Genomic DNA, 23602 nt, shown 5'->3' with positions numbered 1-23602 from the left:
CGCGAGCGCGCGCATCAATACTTCGGGAAGAGGTGGGGTTCCCCGGTCGAGGGCATCACGCGATAGTGCTTCAGCACCTGCGTCATCGCCTTCTGCATCGCCGGGGCCGTGGCCGCAGACGACCTTACCTGAGTGGGCTCGTCGAGGGTGACCATGACGACGTACTCGGGGTCCTCGGCCGGGGCGAAGCCGACGATGCTCGTGAAGTAGACGCCCGCCTTGTAGCCGCCGCCCTCGGCCGGCTTCTGGGCGGTGCCGGTCTTGGCCGCGATGCGGTAGCCCGGCACCTCGATCTGCTCGGCGATGCTGCCCTGCGCCGCCACGTTCTCGATCATGAGCGCCGTCTCGGCGGCGGCCTGCTCGCTGATGACCTGCTTCGGCTCGGGCAGCTCCGGCTCGACCACCGTGCCGTCGGCCTTCGTGCACGACTCGACGAGGCTCAGGGGCTGCTGCAGGCCGCCGTTCGCGATGGCCTGATACGCGCTCGCCACCTGCGGCACGGTGGTCGTGAAGCCCTGGCCGAAGTTCGTCGCGTAGTACGTCTGGTTGTCCCAGTTCTCGGCGGGGTGCAGAACGCCCGGCTCCTCTCCCTGGAAGCCGATCGCCGTGCGCTGCCCCACCCCGAACTTCTCGAGGTAGTCGTGGCGCACCTGCGCCGGCAGCTTCTCGCCGAACTTCGACATGGCCACGTTGGACGAGTCGATCAGCGCGCCGGCGAGCGTGTAGTTGTACGTCTCGTGCGAGAACGGGTCTCCCACCGCCGCGCCGTTCGGGAACGTCTCGCGCCCAGCCGCCGGCACGGTCGACATCGGCGTGGCCGCCCCCTGGTCCAGCAGCATCGACGCGGTGATCGGCTTGAAGGTCGACCCCGGCTCGAACGTCGTCGTGAAGATGCGCGAGCCGCGGTCGGCGGGATCCGACGCGAGGACGTCGTTCGGATCGAGCGCCGGGTACTCCGCCGCGGCGCGGATCTTGCCCGTGGCCACCTCGACCACCGTCACGGTGCCGCTGAGCGCGCCCATCCGCTGCGTCTCCTCCGCGATCATCTCTCTGAGGTACCACTCGAGGTCCGCGTCGATCGTCATCTGCAGCGTGCCGCCGTCCTGCGCCGGCTCCACCGTCTCGGTGCCGGGGATGCGCACGCCGTCGGGGCTCTGCTGATAGGTCTCCCGCCCGTTCGAGCCCTGCAGGCACGCGTCGCCGAGCAGCTCGTAGCCGGCCAGCGCCTCGCCGTCGTTGCTCATGAACCCCAGCAGGTTCCCGCCCACGGCGCCGTTCGGATACACGCGGGACGGCTGCGGCGCGAAGGTGATGAACGGCAGCCCGAGCTCGACGAGCTCCCGGTACTGCGCGGTGCTGACGCCGCGCTTGATGTACGCGAACCGCGACTCGGGGTTGTCCGCGAGGGCGTCGGAGACGATCTTCTCCAGATCCGCCGGATCCTGGCCCGTGACCTGCGCGATCTGCCCCGCGAAGTCCGCGAACGGGACGATCTCCTTCGTCTTGCCGTCGTCCGAGAGCCGCTCCATGCTCGTGGCCAGCAACGGGTCGATCTGCGCGTCGTACAGCTGCGTGCTGCTCGCCAGCACCGTGCCGTCGGCGTCGACGATGCTGCCGCGATTGCCGTAGAGCGTCCGCTCCCCCGCGAGGCCCATGGCCTGCGCATCGCCGACGTGGTCGTCGGCGTTCACCACCTGGATGTCGACGAGGCGGACGAGGAACGCGGCGAGCACCGCGACGACCGCGAACAGCGCGATGACCGTGCGCTGACGCGGCGTGCGCTCCGACCTCGAGGTCATGGGCGATGCTCCTGTCGTGTCACCGGGTCGCGGGGCTCGGAAGCCCCTCGGTCAGGGGTGGGATCTCGGATCCGGACGGCGGCGTCTCCGCGCCGGTCGCGGCGTCGCCGCCGGTCGCGCCGCCCGGCGCCTCCTCGGCGGGCACCGCCCCCTGCAGCGAGCGGCCGGGGTCGGTCACGAGCGGCGTGTCGCCCACGAGTGCGTTGCCGACCTGCGGGTCCTGCGCCGACACCGAGGAGGCCCCCTCGGCGGCCGCGCCGGAGCCGATGATCGCGGCATCGCTCAGGCGCAGGTACGTGGGCGCACCGCCGACCACCATGCCCAGCGCGGCGGCGTTGGCCGCGAGGTACTGCGGCGAGTTCAGGCCCGCGACGGAGTCCTCGAGCGCCTGCGCCTCGAGCGAGAGCTTGCGCTGCTGCTGCGTGAGGTCGGCGACGCGGTAGCTGTCCTGGGTGGTGAGCACCGACAGCGCCATCTGCGCGACGGCGATCGCCACCGCGCCGCCGACGGCGACGATGGCGTAGACCATGCGAGGGCGCCGGCGCGGCAGGGTCGATTCAACGGGCCGCAGCCGGCGCTCGGGCGCCTCGTCGCGGCGCTCGGGCCGCGCGACGTGCCGCGACGGCAGGGCGGGGAACTGCTCGGCCAGGCTCATGCGGCCTCCCTCAGCTTCTCGAGCGCGCGCAGGCGCACGGGCTTGGCGCGCGGATTGCGCTCGGCTTCCTCGTCGCTCGCCTGCTCCGCGCCGCGGACGAGGGCGCGGAACCGCGGGGCGTGCTCCGGGAGCTCCACGGGCAGCCCCCGCGGGGCGCTCGAGGCGACGGCCTCCGCGAACAGGCGCTTCACGAAGCGGTCCTCCAGCGACTGGTACGACAGCACGACGATCCGGCCTCCCACCGCGAGCGCGTCGAGGGCGGCGGGGATCGCGCGCTCGAGGGCGGAAAGCTCGCCGTTGACCTCGATGCGCAGCGCCTGGAAGACGCGCTTGGCGGGGTGGCCTGCGTTCTTGACGGCGGCCGGCGTGGCGTCCTGCAGGATGTCGACGAGGCGACCGGAGCGCTCGATGGGCGCCTCCGTGCGCGCCCGCACGATGGCGCGGGCGTAGCGGGCGGCGAGCTTCTCCTCGCCGTAGCGCTCGAAGATGCGCCGCAGGTCGCCCTCGGCGTAGGTCGCCAGCACGTCGGCGGCCGTGGGGCCGCCCGTCGGGTCCATGCGCATGTCGAGCGGCGCATCCTGCGCGTACGCGAAGCCGCGCTCGGCCTCGTCCAGCTGCAGCGACGACACCCCGAGGTCGAAGAGGATCGCGTCGGCGCGCGCGACGCCGGCGTCGTCGAGGGCGGAGCGGATGCCGTCGTACACCGTGTGCACGAGCGTGATCCGGTCGGCGAACGGGGCCAGCCTCTCCCCCGCGATGCGCAGGGCATCGGGGTCGCGGTCGAGGCCCACCAGCCTCGCCTGCGGGAACCGCTCGAGGAACGCCTCGGAGTGACCGCCCATGCCGAGGGTGCCGTCGACGTAGACGGCGCCGGGGGCGCGGAGCGCAGGGCCGAGCAGCTCGACGCAGCGCTCGAGCAGGACGGGGGTGTGGATGTCGCGGAGGTTCATGATGTCGGGGCCCTGCTCCTCTGGCTCTGATCCCCATCCGCTCGACCTGACACCGGGGAAGTGGGGTCAGGGCGCGTCGGGTGAGGGTCACAGCCAGAGGCTCAGAAGAGGCCGGGGATCACCTCCTGCTCCATCTCGGAGTAGTTCTCCTCGTTGGCGGAGAGGTAGTCGTTCCAGGCCTGGGCGTCCCAGATCTCGGCGTGCGCGCCGACGCCCGTGACGACGAGCTCCTTCTCGAGCCCTGCGTACTGGCGCAGGTGCTGGGGCACCGTGATGCGGTTCTGACCGTCGGGCGTCTCGGCGCTCGCGCCGGAGAGGAACATGCGCAGGAAGTCGCGCGCCTGCTTGTTGCTCAGCGGCGCCTGCCGGATGCGCTCGTGCACCTGCTCGAACTCCGACGTGCTGAAGACGTAGAGGCAGCGTTCCTGGCCGCGCGTCACGACGACGCCGCCGGCGAGCTCCTCCCGGAACTTCGCGGGGAGGATGACGCGGCCCTTGTCGTCGAGCTTGGGGGTGTGTGTGCCCAACAGCATCGGCCTTCACCCCCCTCATCGTCCGGCCAACCCGAGGTGCGCCCCACTTTACTCCACTTTCCCCCACCCGCAAGGGTCAAGAGCATCTTCGCACGACAAAGAAGCCGCCGCCTTCCCCGGAAACTCAAGGGAAGGCGGCGGTGGAGGCCGGTGGAGGGCGAGTGGAGGGATCAGCAGGATCCGGCGGCAGAGACGACGAAAGCCCCGGCCGCGATGGCCGGGGCTTTCGTCGAAGTGGAGGGGAAGGGAGTCAGCCGCCCTGTCGGCGGCGGTCCCAGCGCTCGTTCATGCGATCCATGAACGAGGCGGATCCGGCCCCGCCGCCGGAGGGACGGCGCGGCGCGGAGCCCGGGGCGATCGGGGGCGCGGCGGAAGGGCTGGTGGCGAGCACGACGCCGACGAGCATCGCGACGAAGCCGATGACGCCGAGGACGACGCCGAGCACGGTGTTGGACTGCCACAGCGCCACGCCGGCGATGACCCCGCCGAGGCCGACGAGCGCGACGATCGCGCCGATGACGAGATTGCGGTAGCTGAGCGCGCGTCCGGCATTCGAGGCGTTGACGACGTCGGTGTCGTTCTGCATGAGATGGCGTTCCATCTCGTCGAGCAGACGCTGCTCCTGTTCGGAGAGAGGCATCCGGTCCCCCTTGTGCTTCGCTCGCCCCAGTCTATCGCCGGGTCCTCTCACTAGGCTAGGCCCCGTGCAGCCTGCCGACGACCTCATCGCGGACATCTCCCAGCGTTTGGATAGCTTCGTCGCAGACCGCAGGGCAGAGGCCTCGGAGCACGGCGACGAGGCGGTGCTCATGGTCGACCACGCGGCCGCCGCCCTGCGCGGCGGCAAGCGTCTGCGCGCCCGGTTCTGCGCCGCCGGCTGGCGCGCCGTGGCGGATCGCGACGGCGCGCGCGCCGCGCGCGAGGCCCTGCTGCCGGCCGCGTGCGCGCTCGAGATCTTCCAGGCCGCCGCCCTCGTGCACGACGACCTCGTCGACAACGCCGACACGCGCCGCGGCCGCCCCTCCGCGCACCGCGCGCTCGAGGCGGCCCACCGCGCGGCCGGCTGGGCGGGCGATGCGGCGGCGTTCGGTCGCTCCGGCGCCCTGCTCGTCGGCGACCTGCTGGTGGCCTGGAGCGACGACCTCATGGAGGACGCGCTCGCGCTCTCCCCCACCACGGCCGCAGCCACGCGCGCCGAGTACGCCCTGATGCGTCGCGAGGTGACGATGGGCCAGTTCCTCGACCTCGCCGAGGAATCGGCATGGCGCACGGTGCCCGACGGCGATCACGCGGCCCGCGCACTGCGGGTCGCCTCGCTGAAGTCGGCCCGCTACAGCGTGGAGCAGCCGCTCGTGATCGGCGCCGCGCTGGCCGGCGGCGAGCCGGACCAGCGGGCGGCGCTGGGCGACTTCGGTCGGCGGCTCGGCATGGCGTTCCAGCTGCGCGACGACGTGCTGGGCGTGTTCGGCGACGCGGCGGAGACGGGCAAGCCGGCGGGCGACGACCTGCGCGAGGGCAAGCGCACGGTGCTCGTCGCGTGGGCGCGCGAGAGCGTGCCCGGATCGGTGCGCCGCGTGTTCGACGAGCTGCTCGGCGACCCGACGCTCGACGACGGCCAGATCTCCATGCTCGCCGACGCCATCCGCCGCTCCGGCGCTCTCGATCGCACGGAGGAGGCGATCGCGTCCTACGCACGCGAGGCGGATCGCGCGCTCAGCGGCGCCCGGCTCGACAACGCGGCCGTCGGCTCGCTGCGCGAGCTCGCGCGCGCCGCCACCCAGCGCACGTCCTGAGCGCACGCCCTGATCGCACGTCTGACCGCCGCGAGGCGTCGAGGCGCCGGGATCAGGCGAGCGCCTGCGCGACGCGGCGCACCTCGGCCTTGCGGCCGGCCAGCAGCGACTCGATCGGCGCGACGCCGAGCGACTCCTCCGGCGTCAGCAGCCAGTCGATGGCCTCGTCGTCCGTGAAGCCGACATCGTGCAGCAGGATCGCCGTGCCGCGCAGCGACGACAGCGGCCGCCCGTCCACGAGGAAGACCGACGGCACCTTGAGGATGCCGTCGCGGCGCGATCCGACGAGCGCGCGCTCGTCCAGCAGCCGGCGCACGCGGCTCACGGTCTCGCCCAGCAGCTCCGCCACATCGGGGAGCGGCAGCCAGTCGGTCGGGTACGTCGCAGGAGTCTGATCCACCACGCCGCCATTCTCGCACTCCGGGGGCCGACCGGAGTCTCGCCCGGTGCGCCGAGTACTCGTCCCACCAGTCTCAGAATTCACTCCAGTCACACCACCCTCGCCCGCTAGCACCAGTTGACACGGATATACATGTCTGACACGGTGTGTCTGGAGATCGCGAGGGGGTCAGTGATGCGTGGAACACGACGCAACTCGACGGACGGCGCGCGAGCGCACCGCACGATGCTGGCGACGGCGCCGGTCGCGATCGTCGGATCGCTCGCCGGCGCGATGTACGCGACGCCGGCGCACGCCACCGCCGAGCAGCACGTCGTCGAGGAGGGCGACACCATCACGCGCATCGCCATCCGCAACGGCCTGCGCACGATCGACGTCCTCGTGTGGAACGGCCTGCGCACGACGAGCACGATCCATCCCGGCCAGGTGCTGCGGCTCACTCCCCCGTCGGCGGGACCGGTGCCCGTGCCCGCGCCGTCCGACCCCACGGTGCACACCGTCGCCGCCGGCGAGACGATCTGGTCGATCGCCCGTCAGCACGGCATGACCGTCGAGGCGCTGCTGGCCGCGAACGGACTCAAGGCGTCGGCAGTCATCTACCCCGGCCAGAAGCTCGCGCTCACGACCCCCGCGCCCACCCCCGCCGCAGCGCCCGCCCTGGCTCCGGCCGCCGCGGCACCCGCGCCCGCCGCGACGACGCACACGGTGGCGCCCGGCGAGACCGTGTGGGCCATCGCCAGGCAGCACGGCATGAGCGTGCAGGCCATCCTCAGCGCCAACGGGATCAGCGACGCCGCCGTCATCCACCCGGGCCAGCAGCTGCGTATCGGCGCCGCGCCGGCGCCGGTGCCCGCCGCCGCCACGACCGCGATCTCCCCCGCGGCCGGCGCCCCCGAGGCGCAGGCCGATGCACACGTCGTCGAGGTGGGCGAGACGCTGTGGGCGATCGCGCAGAAGCACGGCGTGGCCGTGTCGACGCTGCTGCGCGCCAACGGCCTCTCGGACGGCGCCATCATCTACCCGGGTCAGAAGCTCCTGCTGAGCATGCCGCAACCGGCCGCCGCCGACGCGCAGAGGCACGCGACGCTCGACGCCGAGCAGACCGAGCACGCGCGCCTCATCATCCGCGTGGGGCGCGAGGTGGGAGCCTCCGACCGCGCCATCGCCACGGCACTGGCCACGGCGATGGTCGAGTCCGAGCTCCGCAACGTGCACCACGGCGACCGCGACTCGCTCGGCCTGTTCCAGCAGCGACCCAGCCAGGGCTGGGGCACGCCCGAGCAGATCCTCGATCCGGTCCGCGCCACCAAGGCGTTCTTCGGCGGCCGCGGCGCCCCCAACGGCGGCGAGCCGCGCGGGCTCTACGACATCGCCGGCTGGGAGGGCCTGTCGTTCGGCGACGCGGCCCAGGCCGTCCAGATCTCCGCCTTCCCCGAGCGCTACGGCCAGTGGGAGCGGCAGGCCTACGCCTGGCTCGCGACGCTGGGCTGAGCGGCACGATGGGGTGGGCGCGCGCGGTGCGCCGCTGGCCGGGTTGCCAGGCCGCCTTCCGTAGACTTCTCCCGTGAGCACGAGCCAGCAGGTCGACCCCCTCATCGGGCGGCTTGTCGACGGCCGGTATCGTGTGCGGGCGCGGATCGCGCGCGGCGGAATGGCGACGGTCTACGTCGCCACCGACCTGCGACTCGAGCGCCGCGTGGCCCTCAAGGTGATGCACGCGCATCTCAGCGACGACAGCGTCTTCCAGAGCCGTTTCATCCAGGAGGCGCGCTCGGCGGCCCGGCTGGCCGATCCCCACGTCGTCAACGTGTTCGACCAGGGCCAGGACGGCGAGCTCGCCTACCTCGTCATGGAGTACCTGCCCGGCATCACGCTGCGCGAGCTGCTGAAGGAGCAGAAGCGCCTCACCGTGACGCAGACGATCACCGTGATGGACGCCGTGCTCTCGGGCCTGGCCGCGGCGCACCGCGCCGGACTCATCCACCGCGACGTGAAGCCCGAGAACGTGCTGCTGGCCGAGGACGGCCGCATCAAGATCGGCGACTTCGGCCTCGCGCGCGCCACGAGCGCCAACACCGCCACGGGCGCCCAGCTGCTCGGCACGATCGCCTACCTCGCGCCCGAGCTCGTCACGCGCGGCACGGCCGACGCCCGCAGCGACATCTACGCGCTCGGCATCATGCTCTACGAGATGCTCGCGGGCGAGCAGCCGTACAAGGGCGAGCAGCCCATGCAGATCGCCTACCAGCACGCGACCGACTCGGTGCCGCGGCCGAGCGTGAAGAACCCCGGCGTGCCCGAGCAGCTCGACGAGCTCGTGCTGTGGGCGACCGAGAAGACGCCGGACGAGCGGCCCTCCGACGCGCAGGAGATGCTCGAGCGCCTGCGCGAGATCGAGCGCGAGCTCGGCATCGCGCCGCTCGCCTCGCGCACCCGCGCGATGCCCGAGGTCGACCGCGGCGACGCCGAGGCGACCAAGGTGCTGCCCTTCGCCGCCACGACCGCGCTGACCGACGACGTGCCGCGCAGCACCGGGCCGGTGGCGGCGAGCGAGGACAACTCCTCGCGCCTGCGCCGGGCGAGCGCGCGACGCACACGCAGGGGCGGCCTGCTCGTCGCGCTCGTGCTGCTGCTGGCCGCGGTGGCCGGCGGCGCGGGCTGGTGGTGGGGATCCGGCCCCGGCTCGCAGGTGGCGGTCCCGCAGGTGCAGGGACTCGCGTACGACGAGGCGGCGGCCGTGCTCGAGGAGCACAACCTCGTCGCCGAGCGGCGCGACGTCCACAGCGTCGACGTGACCCCCGGCGAGGTGATGGCCACGGATCCCGATGCGGGAGCCCGCGTGGATCAGGAGACGGTGGTCACGCTCGAGGTCTCGATCGGGCCCGCCGAGGTCGCGATCCCGAAGCTCACCGACATCCCGCAGGCCGAGGTGACGGCGCAGCTGGAGGCGCTGGGGCTGTCGGTCACCGAGGTGCGCGAGTACTTCCTCGAGCCGGAGCGCGGCAGGGTGAGCAACGTGCGGATCCAGCCCAGCGGATCCGACGAGGTCCTCGACTGCATCGACGGCTGCACCGCGCACGAGGGCGACGGGGCGATCCTGTCGGTCTCGCTCGGCCCCGTGCCCGATGTGACGGGCCTGAGCGTCGACTCCGCCACGGCCACCCTCACCGAAGCCGGTCTGCAGGTCGCCGGCGAGCGGCAGCAGCAGTACAGCAGCGACATCGAGGCCGGCCGCGTGATCGGCATCGTCCCCAAGGACGGCGTGTGGGCGCGCGACGAGACCGTGACGCTCATCGAATCGCTCGGCCCCGAGCTGTTCGAGGTGCCCGATGTCGCCGGCATGACGCGCGACGCGGCGGCGCAGACCCTGCGCGATCAGGGCTTCGAGGTGAGCTACAACCCGCTGTGGAACACGTTCCCGGACGCGTGGACGGACGTCACCGGCACGGATCCCTCCGCCGGCGACCGCCGCCAGCGCGGCACGACCATCCAGCTCCTCATCCGGACGAGCTCGCCGATCTGATCCGTCGCGCTCGGCTGTCCACCGGTCGGTTGCTGAACGGAGCGCCGAAGGCCGCGACCAGCGCAACTCTTCTGGTTGGGGTCGTGCGGGGTGTCGGTTCGTCCACACCCGTCGTTTCCACCGGGTTATCCACAGAACGGGCGTTTCGGGTCCTGGCCGGGTCTTCCGCGGGTTCGGGTGTCGGTGGTGGGTGGGACGATGCGGGTATGACGTTCCTCAGCGATTTCCAGGACCGGGCGGGCGCAGTCGCGTCGCTGCCGCCGGTGGATGTCGCTGTCGTGGCGGCTCTTCCGGATGAGGATGTGCTGGCGCTGTTGACCGTGGCGACGGATCTGGCGAAGACGGCCGAACGCGTCCGCGCGGTCGCGGCCGGGGTGGTCTCGGCACGGTCGTCGCGGGCTGCGGGGCACAAGGGTCTCGCGCAGGGTCGGGGGCATCGCAACGCGGTCGCTCTCGTGCAGGAGCTCTCCGGAAGCACCCGCGGCGACGCCGCCCGGCAGGTGCGGGTGGGGCAGTCGCTGGTGGAGTCCGCGCTGGGACCGGGTGCTGCGCCGGATGGTCCCAGTCCCGCCGATCCGGCCGATCCGGATGCCCCGAATGTTCCGTCGGCGCCGCCGTGGCACGACCCGGTGGACCAGGCCCTGCTGAGCGGGGCCGTGACGGCGGCGCAGATGGACGCGATCCTCCGCGGCCTCGGCCAGCCACCCACCGGCTCGTCGCAGGATTCGTCGCCGGCCGGCGCGGATGCGGCGGTGGAGGCGTGGCGGCTCGCGGCCGAGCAGCTGGTCGCCGTCGCGGCCGAGTGCACGGTCGAGGATCTCGCCACCGCGGCGCGGGTGTTGCGGGACCGGTTGGACCCGGAGGGTGCGGAGGCGCGGTTCCTGGCCCGGTTCGAGGCACGCTCGTTCCGGATGTGGACGGACGCGGACGGCGTCCAGCACGCGAAGATCGTGTTCGACGACGAGGGTGCGGCGTGGATGCGGGCCGTGATCGACGCGGCCCTGCGGCCCCGCCGCGGCGGACCCCGGTTCGTCGACGCCGACGAAGCCGACAAAGCGCAACAGCTCACCGACGACCCGCGGACGAACGACCAGCTCACCTACGACCTCATCCTCGGGGTGCTGCGCGCCGGCGCCGTCGCCGACGCGGAAACCGTGTTCGGCGCCCGCCAGCCCGGCGTCCGCGTCGTCACCATCGACCCCACCCGCCACGTCGCCGGCGGCGCCGGCAGCGGGGGCGACGCTCCCAGCGGGACGGCAGGCACCGGCGCCGCTCCCAGCGGGACCGGCGGAGTCGCCAGCACCCGGGGCAACGGCGCCGGCCGCACCGGCAGCGGCCACCCGCCGACGCGTGACACCACCGGCACTCCCACGGTGAACGGGCGGGCCGGTCCCGGCCGGCCCGGTCCCGGGTACACCGAGGACGGCGGCCACCCGCTCCCCGCCCCGGCCGTCGAGCAGGCCATCTGCACCACCGGGCACACCCCGGTCACCGTCGACGCGCACGGGAACCCCCTCGACGTCGGGCGGGAACAGCGACTGTTCACCCCGAAACAGCGCATCGCCCTCGCCATCCGCGACGGCGGCTGCCGATGGCGCGGATGCGGCATGCCCGCCTCCTACTGCGAAGCCCACCACATCGACACCTGGGCCGCCCACGGCGGACGCACCGACATCGACCGCGGCATCCTCCTGTGCAGGTTCCACCACATGAACCTCCACCACCACCGCTACCGCATCACCCGCGACCGCCACGGCCCCTTCCTGCTCCACCCACCCGACAGCAGCGAACCCGTCGAACTCCCCACCCGCTCACCCCTCCGCTGGGCCTTCGGGCCACCACCACGCGCAGCCTGACCGTTCCCGGGCTCCGGGGCGTGAGCCACCCAGGCCGAGCGGACCGGACCGGACCGGACCGAGCCGCGCTCCCGAGCCATCAGGGCCCGTGCGGCCCGCCCGACCGGGATGCGTACGCGAACGTCACCAGCACGGGTCATCCGCCGGCGGCCGCCGCCGGCGCGGCACGACGGTCCGGATCATCATGTGGACGAGCTCGCCGATCGGATCCGGTGACGGTTCCCGGCTGCAGGGCTTGCATCTCAAGCGGCTTGAGGTCGCATGGTGGGGGCATGAACATCTCAGAAGACACCCTCTCCTCCATCGGCGAGGTCGCGCACCGCACCGAGCTCAGCGTCAGCGCCATCCGCTACTACGCCGATGAGGGGCTCGTGCAGCCCACCGACGCGACCGACGGCGGCCATCGCCTCTACGACGTGGAGGCGATCGCCCGCCTGGAGTTCGTCCGCACGCTGCGCGACCTCGACACCGGCCTGGAGCAGGTGCGACCGGTCCTCGCCGGCACCACCTCGCTGCGCGACATGAGCTGCTGCGCGACGAGCGGTTCCGCGAGGCGACCCGTTCCCACCTGCGCGAGACACATGCGCACTTCCCCGGGTTCACACCCCGCGTGCAGGAGTTCATCGCCTCCGCCGGCGCCGACCTGATGCCGAGACTGGTGGCCGCCCACCAGGCGGGCTTCGCCGCAGGCGACGCCAGGGTTGCGGCCCTCGCCGGGCAGCTGGTCGAGCAGCTCGCGGAGTCTTCCGGCGTCGCGGCGGACGACGACCTCAGGCGACGGCTCGCGGCCCGCTATCGCGACCTCGACGGCGTCACCCTCGCGGCGCTCCAGGACACGGACTACAACGCGACCGAGGGCCGCTACCTCGAACTGGTCTCGATCATCAACGATCAGCCCTGCCCGGATGCGGCTCTTCTCGCCGGCGCGCGCCGAGAGCACGGCGACGGCGACGGGCCCGCGTTCCGAGAGCTCGGCCCGTGGCTGTCCGACGCGATCCTCGCGGCGCCGTGATCCCGGCCCACGCCTGAGGCGCCTACAGGCGCTCGAGCTCCTCGGCGACGAGGAACGCCAGCTCCAGCGACTGCATGTGGTTCAGGCGCGGGTCGCACAGCGACTCGTAGCGCGTGGCGAGGGTCGCCTCGTCGATGTGCTCCGAGCCGCCCAGGCACTCCGTGACGTCGTCGCCCGTGAGCTCCACGTGCACGCCGCCCGGGAACGTGCCGACCGCGCGATGGGCCTCGAAGAAGCCGCGCACCTCGTCGACGACGTCGTCGAAGCGACGCGTCTTGTAGCCCGTGGCCGTCGTGATGCCGTTGCCGTGCATCGGGTCGGTCACCCACAGCGGCTGGGCGCCGGCGGCCTTCACGGCCTCGAGCAGCGGGGGCAGCGCGTCGCGGATCTTCCCGGCGCCCATACGCGTGATGAACGTCAGGCGGCCCGGCTCGCGCTCGGGGTCGAGCTTGTCGATCAGCGCGAGCGCCGTCTCCGGCGTGGTCGACGGGCCCAGCTTGACGCCGATGGGGTTGCGGATGCGCGAGAAGTAGTCGACGTGCGCGCCGTCGAGATCGCGCGTGCGCTCCCCGATCCACAGGAAGTGCGCCGAGGTGTTGTACGGCGTGTTCGTGCGCGAGTCGATGCGCGTGAGCGGCCGCTCGTAGTCCATCAGCAGGCCCTCGTGGCCCGTGTAGAAGTCGACGGTCTTGAGCGCGTCGAAGTCGGCGCCGGCCGCGCCCATGAACTTGATGGCCCGGTCGATCTCCGTCGCCAGGCGCTCGTAGCGCTGGTTCGCCGGGTTCTGCGCGAAGCCGCGGTTCCACGAGTGCACCTCGCGCAGGTCGGCGAAGCCGCCCTTCGTGAACGCGCGGATGAGGTTCAGGGTCGACGCGGACGTGTGGTACGCCTGCAGCAGGCGCTGCGGGTCGGCCTCGCGCGAGGCGGCCGTGAAGTCGTAGCCGTTCACGATCTCGCCGCGGAAGGCCGGCAGCGTCACGTCGCCGCGCGTCTCGGTGTCGCTCGAGCGCGGCTTGGCGAACTGGCCCGCCATGCGGCCCATCTTCACGACGGGCATCGACGCGCCGTAGGTGAGGACCACGGCCATCTGCAGCACCGTCTTGACGCGGTTGCGGATCTTGTCGGCCGTCGCGCCCGAGAACGTCTCGGCGCAGTCGCCGCCTTGCAGCAGGAACGCGCGACCGGCGGCGGCCTCGGCCAGGCTGGCCTTCAGGGAGTCCACCTCGCCCGCGAACACGAGCGGCGGCAGGGCCGCCAGCTCGGCCGTCACCGCGGCGACCGCCGCGGGGTCCGCATACGCCGGCTGCTGCTTGATCGGAAGCGAACGCCAGGCATCGAGGTGGTGCGGATCGGCCATGTTCCGATCCTAATGCGCGCTCGGAACGGTCCCGACCGCGCGCGGCCCGCCCGGGCGCGGCGCGGGGCTCGTCAGGGCGTGACGGCGGCGCCCTCGCGGCGCTCCTTGGCGATCCGCGCCTTGGCGGACGAGGCGTACTCGTCGCTGTACCGCTGCTGCCCCAGCCGCTGCAGGGCCACCATGATCTCGTCGGTCACGGAGCGCAGCACGAAGCGGTCGTTCTCCATGCCCGCGTAGCGCGAGAAGTCGAGCGGCTCGCCGATCACGATGCCCACGCGCACGACGCGCGGCATCGTGGAGCCGATCGGCAGCATCTTCTCGGTGTCGACCATGATCACGGGGACGATGGGCACCTTCGCCTCGAGCGCCATGCGCGCCACGCCCGTGCGGCCGCGGTAGAGCACGCCGTCGGGGCTGCGGGTGCCCTCGGGGTAGAGGCCGAGCAGGCCGCCGCGCGCGATGACGCCGAGCCCCGTGTTCAGCGCGTCCTCCGACGCCTGCCCGCCCGAGCGGTCGATGGGGATCTGGCCGGTGCCCTTCATGAACCACTTCGTCGCCCAGCCCTTCAGCCCGCGCCCCGTGAAGTACTCGGACTTGGCGAGGAACGACATGGGGCGGTCGATCAGCAGCGGCAGGAAGACCGAGTCCATCACCGACAGGTGGTTGCTCGCGAGGATCGCCGCGCCCTCCGCGGGGATGTTCTCCTTGCCCACGATCCACGGCCGGAACACGGCCTTCACGATCGGACCGACGACGAGGTACTTGAGGAACCAGTAGAACACCGCGCGCTCCCGCCTTCCGTCGTCGTCCCGGGCGCCATCGAGCCTAAACCCTCGCGTTCGCGCGGCGCAGCGCCCACAGTGCGCCTAGAGTGGAGAGACCCATCCGAGCGGTGTCAAAGGAGCTGCCGTGAACGTGACCTCTGTACCCGCGATCGTCCCCGCCGACCCCGAGGCGAACATCGCAGACCTGCTGGCGATCCGCGCGAAAGCCACCCCCGATCTCGCGCTGTTCAGCGTGCCCGACGGCGAGGGCTGGCGCGACATCACGGCGCGCGAGTTCGAGCGGCAGGTGATCGGCCTCGCCAAGGGATTCGTGGCGGCCGGCATCGAGCCGGGCGACAAGATCGGCTTCATCGCGCGCACCACGTACGAGTGGACGCTCGTGGACTTCGGGCTCTTCTACGCCGGCGCCGTGATGGTGCCCGTGTACGAGACGAGCTCCGCCGCCCAGGTGCAGTGGATCCTGTCCGATTCCGGCGCCGTCGCGCTCATCGCCGAGCACGGCGAGCACGTGGCCCGCTACGAGGAGGTCAAGGACGAGCTGCCGCTCATCGGCAGGGTCTGGCGGCTCGACGAGGGCGCGATCGAGACGCTCACCGCCGAGGGGCGCGACGTCCCGGACGCCGAGATCGAGCGTCGCCGGTCGCTCGCGCGCGGCGAGGACCTCGCCACGATCATCTACACGTCCGGGTCGACCGGGCGCCCGAAGGGCTGTGTGCTCACCCACAGCAACTTCGTGGAGCTGGCGCGCAACTCCGCGAAGGCCCTCGAGCTGCCGCTGCGCAACGCCTCGACGGTGCTCTTCATCACGACGGCGCACGTGTTCGCCCGGTTCATGTCGATCCTGTACATCCACGCGGGCGTGCGCACCGGCCACGAGCCGAACACGAAGAACCTCGTGAAGGCGCTGGGGTCGTTCAAGCCCACCCTCCTGCTGGCCGTGCCCCGCGTGTTCGAGAAGGTCTACAACTCCGCCGAGGCCAAGACGGAGGCGGAGGGCAAGGGCCGGATCTTCCAGGCGGCCGCCGCGACGGCGATCGAGCACTCCCGGCGGGTGCAGGAAGGCGAGAAGGTCGGCCTCGCGCTGCGGCTGAAGTTCGCCCTGTTCGACAAGCTCGTGTACTCCAAGCTGCGCGCGCTCATGGGCGGCAACGTCGAGTACGCCGTCTCGGGCTCCGCGCCGCTCGGCCCGCGCCTCGGCTACTTCTTCCGGGGCCTCGGCATCAAGATCCTCGAGGGCTACGGCCTCACCGAGACCACCGCACCCGCGTCGGTGAACCTGCCGACCGACATCCGCGTGGGCACGGTGGGACCGGCGCTGCCGGGCGTCGACATCCGGATCGCCGACGACGGCGAGGTGCAGGTGCGCGGCATCAACGTCTTCAAGGAGTACTGGAAGAACCCCGAGGCCACGGCCGCGACGTTCGACGACGGCTGGTTCCGCACGGGAGACATCGGATCGCTCGACGAGCACGGCTACCTGACCATCACGGGCCGCAAGAAGGAGATCATCGTCACGGCCGGCGGCAAGAACGTCGCGCCCGCCGTGCTCGAGGACCCGATCCGCGCCAACCCGATCGTCGGCCAGGTCGTCGTCGTGGGCGATCAGCGCCCCTTCATCTCGGCGCTCGTCACGCTCGATCCCGAGATGCTGCCCGCGTGGCTCAAGACGCACGGCGAGTCGCCGGACCTCACGCTCGAGCAGGCGGCGAAGAGCCCGATCGTGCGCGCCGAGGTGCAGCGCCAGATCGACGAGGCGAACGCCCGCGTCTCGCGCGCGGAGTCGATCCGCAAGTTCACGATCCTCGGCACGGAGTGGACGGAGGCGACGGGACACCTCACGCCGAAGCTGTCGATCAAGCGCGCCGAGATCCTGCGCGACTTCTCGGCCGAGGTCGAGGACCTCTACGCCGCGACGGGCGAGACGACCACCAACGTCGTGCTCGGCTGACACGCACGCGCGAAGGCCCGGCTCCCCGAGGGGCCGGGCCTTCGTGCATCACCGTGCGGCGCGGATCGATCCGTGCCGCGTCAGAACCAGGAGCTCTCGCGCACGCGGCGCATCGCGACGGCGCGCTCCTCCTTCGGCAGCCGCTGCAGGTACACGACGCCGTCGAGGTGATCGGTCTCGTGCTGCAGCATCTGGGCGAACAGGCCCTCGCCCTCCAGCACGACCTTCTGCCCGTCGAGGTCGACACCCTCCACGCGCGCGTACGGGTGGCGCAGCGCGTCGTGCCAGAGCTCGGGCACCGAGAGGCACCCCTCCCCCGTGGGCACGGCCTCGCCACGCACCTCGACGATGCGCGGATTCAGCACGTACCCGACGCGCTCGTCCACGTTGTAGCTGAAGGCGCGAAGGCCCACGCCGATCTGCGGCGCCGCGACGCCGGCTCGGCCGGGCAGCTTCACGGTGTCGAGCAGGTCGTCGACGAGGGCCCTGATGCCCGCGTCGATCACCTCGATCGGCGCGCAAGGCGTGCGCAGCACGGGGTCGCCGTAGAGGCGGATCTCGCGGACGGTCACCGCGCGCCGCCCTTCGCGACCGCCGCCGAGCGCGCGGTGCCGCGCAGGCCCTCCACGACGCGCGCGGCGAGCTCGCGCGCGCCCTGCCGCGTCTCGCGCCGCAGCTCGGCCCAGTCGATCGCGCCGCCGGTCGCGATGGCCGGATCATACGGCAGGCGCACGACGGCGCGCACGCGGCTGGCGAAGTGCGACTCGAGCTCCGCAAGGCGCACGAGCGGCGTGCCGGGAGACGACTGGTTCAGCACGACGACGGCCCGCTCGACGAGGTCCCCGCGGCCGTGCGCCTCGAGCCACGTCAGGGTCTCGGACGCCAGGCGCGCCTCGTCCACGCTGAGCCCGGCCACGACGACGAGCTCGTCGGCGAGGTCGAGCGTGCCCTCCATGACGGAGTGCACGATCCCCGTGCCCGTGTCGGTGAGGACGATCGAGTAGTAGTGCGCCGCGACCTGCGCCACGGTGCGGTAGTCGCTGTCGTCGAACGCCTGCGCGACGTGCGGATCGGTGTCGGAGGCGAGCACGTCCAGTCGCGTCTCGTCGCGCGAGACGAGGTCGGAGATGTCGCCGTACCCCGAGATGCGCGCGTGATCGCGCACCACGTCGCGCACCGTGCGGCCCGAGCGGCCCGCGACACGCTCGGCGAGCGTGCCCCGGTCGGGGTTGGCGTCGACGGCGATGATGCGGTCGTCGCGGGCGTCGGCCAGCGCCATGCCCAGCAGGGTGGTGACGGTGGTCTTGCCCACGCCGCCCTTGCGGCTCACGACGGGCACGAAGCGCGCGCCGCCGTGCAGGGGCGACGAGATCTGCGCGCTCAGCTGCTTGCGGGCGCGCACGCTGCGGCTGTCCCCCGGGTTGATGAGGCCGCGCGTGGCTCGGAACACGAGGGAGCGCCACGCGGCGCCCTCCGGCTCGACCTTGGCGTGGCGGCCCGGTTCGACGAGCCGGTCGCTCGTGAGCTGGTCGGCGCTCTCGGCGCCCGAGGCGTTCACGCGCTTGGACTCGACCGGCTGCGCGACGAACCGGGTCGTGCGCGCGAGCGCCGCCGACTCGCCCGGGGCGGCTGCGGCGCCCTGCCCCGGCGCGTCGTCATTCGTGGGGTGGTGGTCGGCAGGGCTCACGTCGGGCTCGTCCTTCTCGGTGTCGTCCGCCGCGTGCGCGTCGGTCTGGATGGCGGCGTCCGCGGGGCGCGGCACCTCCGCGATGCGCTCGCGCGGCGCGGCGGCCGGCGCGGGCTCGGGCGTCGGCTGGGGCGATGGCGTCGGCTCGGGCTCGGGTGCCGCCGGCGGCTCGGGCCCGGGCTCGGGCGTCGGCTGGGGCTCGGGCGCCGACGGCGACCCGGGCGTCGGCTCGGGCTCGGGTGCCGGCTCGGGCTCGGGCGCCGACGGCGGTTCGATCGTCGCGTCCGGCTCGGCGGCATCCGCGGGCTCGGCGGCATCCGCGGGCTCGATCGTCTCCCCCGCCCCGGTGCTCGTGGCGGGCTCCTCGGCGGGCTCCTCGGCGGCCGCCTCGCCGGCCTCCGGCGCGGCGGAGGCGTCGGGCTCCGCGTCCGCGCGATCGGTCCCGTCCGCCGCCGCGAGAGGCGAGTCGGCGGCGATCGCCGCGCGGGCCGCGACGAGGGCCTCGCCGATGCGCGCCCGCGCCGCCGCGACGGCGTCCTCCTCGATCTCGCCGGTCTCGGCGGCCGGCTCGTCGATCTCCGCCTCGGGCTCGTCGGTGGAGTCGTCGTCGGCGTCGTCATCGGCCGGCAGCTCCAGCACGATCGTGCCGCGCGCGAGGTCGTCGGAGTCGTCGACCACGTCGGCGTCGTCGTCGAGGTCCTCGTAGCCGCGCGGCAACGGCACGCGCAGCTGCGAGGTCCGCGTGCCGGGTACGCCGATCACGGAGCTGTCGGCCACCGCGTCACCGAGGATCCCATGATCCTCGGGTTCGTCGAGGAGGTCGTTCTTGTCGGGTGTCACACAGAGAAAACTACTCGGCGGGCGCGACGACGACCAAAAGGTCGCCGGCCTCCACCTGCCGCGTGCCCGTCACCGCGAGGCGCTGTACGCGCCCCGCGACGGGCGCGGTGATGGCCGCCTCCATCTTCATCGCCTCGATCGACGCGACCGGCTGGCCCGCCTGCACCTCGTCGCCCTCCGCCACCTTGAGCGTCACGACGCCCGCGAACGGCGCCGCGACATGGCCGGTCTGCGCCGGATCGGCCTTCTCGGTCTGGCGGGTCTCGACGGCGATGCTGCGATCGCGCACGTACACCGGGCGCAGCTGGCCGTTGAGCGTCGTCATGACGGTGCGCATGCCCTTGTCGTCGGCCTCGCCGATCGCCTCGAGTCCCACGTACAGCTGCACGCCGGGGTCGATCTCGGCGATGTGCTCCTCGCCCGGTGTGAGGCCGTAGAGGTAGTCGGGGGTGCCGAGGGCCGAGAGGTCGCCGTACTGCTCGCGGTTGCGCTCGAACTCGGCGGCGGGACCGGGGAACAGCAGCCGGTTGAGGGTGCGCTTGCGGGTGGCGGGGTCGCCAGCCAGCCCCTCGCGCTGCTCGTCGGTCAGCTCCACGGTGCGCACGGTGGCCTCGCGGCCGGCGAGCACCTTGGAGCGGAACGGCTCGGGCCACCCGCCGGGCAGGTCGCCCAGCTCCCCCGCCATGAATCCGACGACGGAATCCGGGATGTCGTAATTGTGAGGGTTCTCCTCGAAGTCCGCCGGATCGGCGTCCGCGGCCACGAGCGCCAGCGCGAGATCACCCACGACCTTGGACGACGGCGTGACCTTGGGGATGCGCCCGAGGATGCGATCCGCCGCGGCGTACATATCCTCGATCCGCTCGAACCGGTCGGCGAGCCCGAGCGCGATCGCCTGCTGGCGCAGGTTCGACAGCTGGCCGCCCGGGATCTCGTGCCGGTACACGCGGCCGGTGGGGCTGGGCAGTCCCGACTCGAACGGGCGGTACAGCTGGCGCACGCCCTCCCAGTACGGCTCGAGGTCGGACACGGCCTGCAGGTCGAGGCCCGTGTCGCGCTCCGTGTGCGCGAGCGCGGCGACGAGGGCCGAGAGCGAGGGCTGGCTCGTCGTGCCCGACATGGGGGCCGCCGCCGCGTCCACGGCGTCGGCGCCGGCCGCGCTCGCCGCCAGGAGGGTGGCGAGCTGCCCGCCGGCGGTGTCGTGCGTGTGCACGTGCACGGGCAGGTCGAAGCGCTCGCGCAGCGCGGTCACGAGCGTCGCGGCCGCCGCGGGGCGCAGCAGCCCCGCCATGTCCTTGATCGCGAGCACGTGCGCGCCGCTGTCGACGATCTGCTCCGCGAGGCGCAGGTAGTAGTCGAGCGTGTACAGGTCCTCGGCCGGGTTCAGCAGGTCGCCGGTGTAGCAGACGGCGACCTCCGCCAGGGCCGTGCCGGTCTCGCGCACGGCCTGGATGGCCGGGCGCATCTGCGAGACGTCGTTGAGGGCGTCGAAGATCCGGAAGATGTCGACGCCGGTCTCGGCGGCCTCGCGCACGAAGGCGTCGGTCACCTCGGTCGGGTACGGCGTGTAGCCCACGGTGTTGCGCCCGCGCAGCAGCATCTGGATCGGGATGTTCGGCATCGACTCGCGCAGCGCGGCCAGGCGCTCCCACGGATCCTCCGCGAGGAAGCGCAGCGCCACGTCGTACGTCGCGCCACCCCAGGCCTCGACGCTCAGCAGCTGCGGCGTCATGCGCGCCACGTGCGGGCCGAGGCGCACGAGGTCGCGGGTGCGCACGCGGGTGGCCAGCAGCGACTGGTGGGCGTCGCGGAACGTCGTCTCCGTGACGGCCAGCGCCTTCTGCTCGCGCAGCGCGCGGGCGAATCCCTCGGGCCCGAGCTCACGCAGGCGCTGCAGGTTGCCGTCGGGGGCGGGCGCCGACAGGTCGATGTCGGGCAGCTTGCTGCCGGGCGAGAGCATCTTCGGCTTGGGACCGTACGGCCGGTTCACCGTGACGTCGGCGAGCCAGTTCAGCAGCTTCGTGGCGCGGTCGCGCGACGGGTTGCTGGTGAGCAGGTCGGGCCGCTCGTCGATGAACGACGTGCTGAGGTCGCCCGAGACGAAGCCGTCGTCGTCGAGCACGGCGCGCAGGAACGGGATGTTCGTGGCGACGCCGCGGATGCGGAACTCCGCCAGCGCACGCCGGGCGCGCGCGACGGCCGCCGGGAAGTCGCGCCCGCGGCAGGTGAGCTTGGCGAGCATGGAGTCGAAGTGGCCGCTGATCTGCGATCCCGCGGCCGTCGTGCCGCCGTCCAGGCGGATGCCCGCGCCGCCCGGGGAGCGGTAGGTCGTGATGCGGCCCGTGTCGGGGCGGAAGCCCTGCGACGGGTCCTCGGTCGTGATGCGGCACTGCAGCGCGGCGCCGCGCAGCGTGATCCGATCCTGCGTGAGGCCCAGGTCCTCCAGCGTCTCGCCCGCCGCGATCCGCATCTGCGACTGCACGAGGTCGACGTCGGTGACCTCCTCGGTGACGGTGTGCTCCACCTGGATGCGCGGGTTCATCTCGATGAAGACGACCTCGCCCGCGCGCTCCCCCGCCGTCTCGAGGAGGAACTCGACGGTCCCGGCGTTCTCGTAGCCGATCGACTCGGCGAACGCCACGGCGTAGCGGTGCAGGTCCTGCCGGATGTCGTCGTCGAGATTCGGCGCCGGCGCGATCTCGATGACCTTCTGGTGGCGGCGCTGCACCGAGCAGTCGCGCTCGAACAGGTGCACGGTCGCGCCCGTGCGGTCGGCGAGCACCTGCACCTCGATGTGCCGGGGACGCACGACCGCCTGCTCGAGGAACACGCGCGCGTCGCCGAACGCGGCGCCCGCCTCGCGCATGGCCTCCTCGAGCGCTCCGCGCAGCTCGTCGGGCGTCTCGACGCGGCGCATCCCGCGCCCGCCGCCGCCCGCGACGGCCTTGACGAAGATCGGGAAGCCGATCGACTCGGCCTGCGCGATGAGGGCGTCGGCGTCGTCCGAGGCGTCGGTGGAGCGCAGCACGGGCACGCCGGCCGCGATCGCGTGCTCCTTGGCGGTGACCTTGTTGCCCGCCATCTCGAGCACCTTCGCCGAGGGGCCGATGAACGTGATGCCGTTCTCGGCGGCGCGAGCCGCGAGCTCCGGGTTCTCGGAGAGGAATCCGTAGCCGGGGTAGATGGCGTCGGCGCCGGCGTGCAGCGCCACCCGGATGATCTCGTCCACGTCGAGGTAGGCGCGGACCGGGCGGCCCGGCTCGCCGATCTCGTACGACTCGTCGGCCTTCTGCCTGTGCAGCGATCCGCGGTCCTCGAAGGGGAACACCGCGACGGTGCGCGCTCCCAGTTCGTAGGCCGCGCGGAAGGCACGGATGGCGATCTCTCCGCGATTCGCGACGAGGACTTTCGAGAACATGTGCCTCCTTCGGCCGTGGGTTCGGGGCGTCCGCACGTGCTCCACAGCATAGGGGCGATAACGTGGGGATCGTGCACGTACTCAGCGTCAGTTCCCTCAAGGGCGGCGTCGGCAAGACGACCGTGACCCTCGGCCTCGCGTCCGCCGCGTTCGCCCGTGGGCTGCGGACGCTGGTCGTCGATCTCGACCCGCAGTCCGACGTCTCGACCGGCATGGACATCCAGGCCGCTGGCAAGCTGAACGTCGCCGATGTGCTCACCTCCCCCAAGGAGAAGACGGTCCGTCAGGCCATCACGCACAGCGGCTGGGCGAAGGCGCACCCCGGCACGATCGACGTCATGATCGGCAGCCCGTCGGCGATCAACTTCGACGGCCCACACCCGAGCGTGAAGGACGTGTGGAAGCTCGAGGAGGCGCTCGCGCTCATCGAGAGCGAGTACGACCTCGTCCTCATCGACTGCGCGCCCTCGCTCAACGCCCTCACGCGCACGGCGTGGGCCGCGAGCGACCGCGTGGCGGTCGTGACCGAGCCCGGGCTGTTCTCGGTGGCCGCTGCCGACCGCGCGCTGCGCGCGATCGAGGAGATCCGCCGCGGCCTCTCGCCCCGCCTGCAGCCGCTCGGCATCGTCGTGAACCGCGTGCGCCCGCAGTCGATCGAGCACCAGTTCCGCATCAAGGAGCTGCGGGACATGTTCGGGCCGCTCGTGCTCGAGCCCCAGCTGCCCGAGCGCACCTCGCTGCAGCAGGCGCAGGGCGCCGCGAAGCCGCTGCACGTGTGGCCGGGCGAGTCGGCGCAGGAGCTCGCCGCGGACTTCGACGCACTGCTGGACCGCATCATGCGATCGGGCCGGATCCCCGACCCCCGCGAGCAGTAAGCCGCTCCGGGCCGTTTCCGGCTCGGTGGCCGGGTTGCGCACCGTCGCCCCCTCGGCCTCGGCTCCGCGCCTCCGGCGGGCGCCTGGGCGCAGCTGCTGGCCACCATGAAGCGCGACAAGAAGACCCGCGGCGACATGCTGCGCTTCATCGTGCTGGACGACATCGCGAAG

The 23602-nt window shown here is 72.5% G+C and carries 19 protein-coding genes and 1 pseudogene; 9 read left to right on the top strand and 11 right to left on the bottom strand.

Going from position 1 to position 23602, the window contains the following annotated elements:
- Window positions 1–14 precede the first annotated feature (14 nt).
- From ACWDR7_RS10470 to ACWDR7_RS10450, 5 genes are all read right to left on the bottom strand, one after another.
- Complete coding sequence (locus ACWDR7_RS10470) at window positions 15–1799, bottom strand: peptidoglycan D,D-transpeptidase FtsI family protein (protein ID WP_449854835.1); 1785 nt, start codon at window positions 1797–1799, stop codon at window positions 15–17.
- Between the two features lie 19 nt (window positions 1800–1818).
- Window positions 1819–2454 carry a hypothetical protein gene (locus tag ACWDR7_RS10465; protein WP_449854834.1) on the bottom strand — a complete coding sequence of 212 codons (636 nt, stop codon included), beginning with the start codon at window positions 2452–2454 and terminating at the stop codon, window positions 1819–1821.
- Complete coding sequence (gene rsmH / locus ACWDR7_RS10460) at window positions 2451–3404, bottom strand: 16S rRNA (cytosine(1402)-N(4))-methyltransferase RsmH (RefSeq protein WP_449854833.1); 954 nt, start codon at window positions 3402–3404, stop codon at window positions 2451–2453. Before rsmH ends, ACWDR7_RS10465 begins: the two co-directional genes overlap by 4 nt.
- Window positions 3405–3505: 101 nt before the next feature.
- Window positions 3506–3937: a division/cell wall cluster transcriptional repressor MraZ gene (gene mraZ / locus ACWDR7_RS10455; RefSeq protein WP_449854832.1), complete on the bottom strand. Its 432-nt coding sequence runs from the start codon at window positions 3935–3937 to the stop codon at window positions 3506–3508.
- Between the two features lie 250 nt (window positions 3938–4187).
- Window positions 4188–4577, bottom strand: coding sequence for a DUF3040 domain-containing protein (locus ACWDR7_RS10450; protein ID WP_449854831.1), 390 nt, complete (start codon window positions 4575–4577; stop codon window positions 4188–4190).
- A 64-nt stretch (window positions 4578–4641) separates the two neighbouring features.
- On the opposite strand from ACWDR7_RS10450, the gene ACWDR7_RS10445 reads away from it, so the two are divergent.
- A complete protein-coding gene (locus ACWDR7_RS10445) occupies window positions 4642–5730 on the top strand; it encodes a polyprenyl synthetase family protein (RefSeq protein ID WP_449854830.1) in 1089 nt (362 codons plus the stop codon).
- Window positions 5731–5782: 52 nt separating this feature from the next.
- Here ACWDR7_RS10445 and ACWDR7_RS10440 read toward each other — a convergent pair whose 3' ends face one another.
- Complete coding sequence (locus ACWDR7_RS10440) at window positions 5783–6133, bottom strand: Rv2175c family DNA-binding protein (protein WP_449854829.1); 351 nt, start codon at window positions 6131–6133, stop codon at window positions 5783–5785.
- A gap of 171 nt (window positions 6134–6304) precedes the next feature.
- Here ACWDR7_RS10440 and ACWDR7_RS10435 point away from each other — a divergent pair, with 171 nt between their 5' ends.
- The 5 genes from ACWDR7_RS10435 to ACWDR7_RS10415 all read left to right on the top strand — a co-directional run bounded on the left by ACWDR7_RS10435 (window position 6305) and on the right by ACWDR7_RS10415 (window position 12521).
- On the top strand, window positions 6305–7621 hold the full coding sequence (locus tag ACWDR7_RS10435; RefSeq protein ID WP_449854828.1) for a LysM peptidoglycan-binding domain-containing protein: 1317 nt from the start codon (window positions 6305–6307) through the stop codon (window positions 7619–7621).
- A 73-nt stretch (window positions 7622–7694) separates the two neighbouring features.
- On the top strand, window positions 7695–9653 hold the full coding sequence (gene pknB / locus ACWDR7_RS10430; RefSeq protein ID WP_449854827.1) for a Stk1 family PASTA domain-containing Ser/Thr kinase: 1959 nt from the start codon (window positions 7695–7697) through the stop codon (window positions 9651–9653).
- Between the two features lie 29 nt (window positions 9654–9682).
- The gene (locus tag ACWDR7_RS10425; protein ID WP_449854826.1) at window positions 9683–11509 is read left to right on the top strand and encodes a DUF222 domain-containing protein; all 1827 of its coding nucleotides are present in this window, start codon (window positions 9683–9685) and stop codon (window positions 11507–11509) included.
- 272 nt (window positions 11510–11781) lie between these two features.
- Window positions 11782–12156: a helix-turn-helix domain-containing protein gene (locus ACWDR7_RS10420; protein WP_449854825.1), complete on the top strand. Its 375-nt coding sequence runs from the start codon at window positions 11782–11784 to the stop codon at window positions 12154–12156.
- Window positions 12120–12521 carry a hypothetical protein gene (locus ACWDR7_RS10415; protein ID WP_449854824.1) on the top strand — a complete coding sequence of 134 codons (402 nt, stop codon included), beginning with the start codon at window positions 12120–12122 and terminating at the stop codon, window positions 12519–12521. Before ACWDR7_RS10420 ends, ACWDR7_RS10415 begins: the two co-directional genes overlap by 37 nt.
- A 22-nt stretch (window positions 12522–12543) precedes the next feature.
- On the opposite strand, the gene ACWDR7_RS10410 is transcribed toward ACWDR7_RS10415, so the two are convergent.
- Together ACWDR7_RS10410 and ACWDR7_RS10405 are read right to left on the bottom strand one after the other, a co-directional pair.
- Entirely contained in the window at window positions 12544–13878 is a 1335-nt protein-coding gene (locus tag ACWDR7_RS10410) for a class II 3-deoxy-7-phosphoheptulonate synthase (protein WP_449854823.1), read from the bottom strand.
- A 71-nt stretch (window positions 13879–13949) separates the two neighbouring features.
- Window positions 13950–14660: a lysophospholipid acyltransferase family protein gene (locus ACWDR7_RS10405; protein ID WP_449854822.1), complete on the bottom strand. Its 711-nt coding sequence runs from the start codon at window positions 14658–14660 to the stop codon at window positions 13950–13952.
- Between the two features lie 127 nt (window positions 14661–14787).
- On the opposite strand from ACWDR7_RS10405, the gene ACWDR7_RS10400 reads away from it, so the two are divergent.
- On the top strand, window positions 14788–16611 hold the full coding sequence (locus ACWDR7_RS10400; protein WP_449854821.1) for an AMP-dependent synthetase/ligase: 1824 nt from the start codon (window positions 14788–14790) through the stop codon (window positions 16609–16611).
- An 80-nt stretch (window positions 16612–16691) separates the two neighbouring features.
- Here ACWDR7_RS10400 and def read toward each other — a convergent pair whose 3' ends face one another.
- Genes def through ACWDR7_RS10385 form a run of 3 tightly spaced genes read right to left on the bottom strand, consistent with a single transcriptional unit; the run spans window position 16692 to window position 22556 of the window.
- Entirely contained in the window at window positions 16692–17183 is a 492-nt protein-coding gene (gene def / locus ACWDR7_RS10395) for a peptide deformylase (RefSeq protein ID WP_449854820.1), read from the bottom strand.
- Window positions 17180–19138: a nucleotide-binding protein gene (locus ACWDR7_RS10390; RefSeq protein ID WP_449854819.1), complete on the bottom strand. Its 1959-nt coding sequence runs from the start codon at window positions 19136–19138 to the stop codon at window positions 17180–17182. The genes def and ACWDR7_RS10390 overlap by 4 nt, the downstream gene beginning before the upstream one ends.
- A gap of 10 nt (window positions 19139–19148) precedes the next feature.
- Window positions 19149–22556 carry a pyruvate carboxylase gene (locus ACWDR7_RS10385; RefSeq protein WP_449854818.1) on the bottom strand — a complete coding sequence of 1136 codons (3408 nt, stop codon included), beginning with the start codon at window positions 22554–22556 and terminating at the stop codon, window positions 19149–19151.
- Between the two features lie 71 nt (window positions 22557–22627).
- On the opposite strand from ACWDR7_RS10385, the gene ACWDR7_RS10380 reads away from it, so the two are divergent.
- Window positions 22628–23431, top strand: a complete 804-nt coding sequence (locus ACWDR7_RS10380; protein ID WP_449854843.1) for a ParA family protein — start codon at window positions 22628–22630, stop codon at window positions 23429–23431.
- An 18-nt stretch (window positions 23432–23449) separates the two neighbouring features.
- Window positions 23450–23602, top strand: a pseudogene (locus tag ACWDR7_RS10375) (3-dehydroquinate synthase); the annotation flags it as partial.

It is taken from the genome of Microbacterium sp. NPDC003461, from assembly GCF_053588335.1.
The sequence above is the reverse complement of the archived record's forward strand: the minus strand, read 5'-3'. Positions and strand labels throughout refer to the sequence as shown.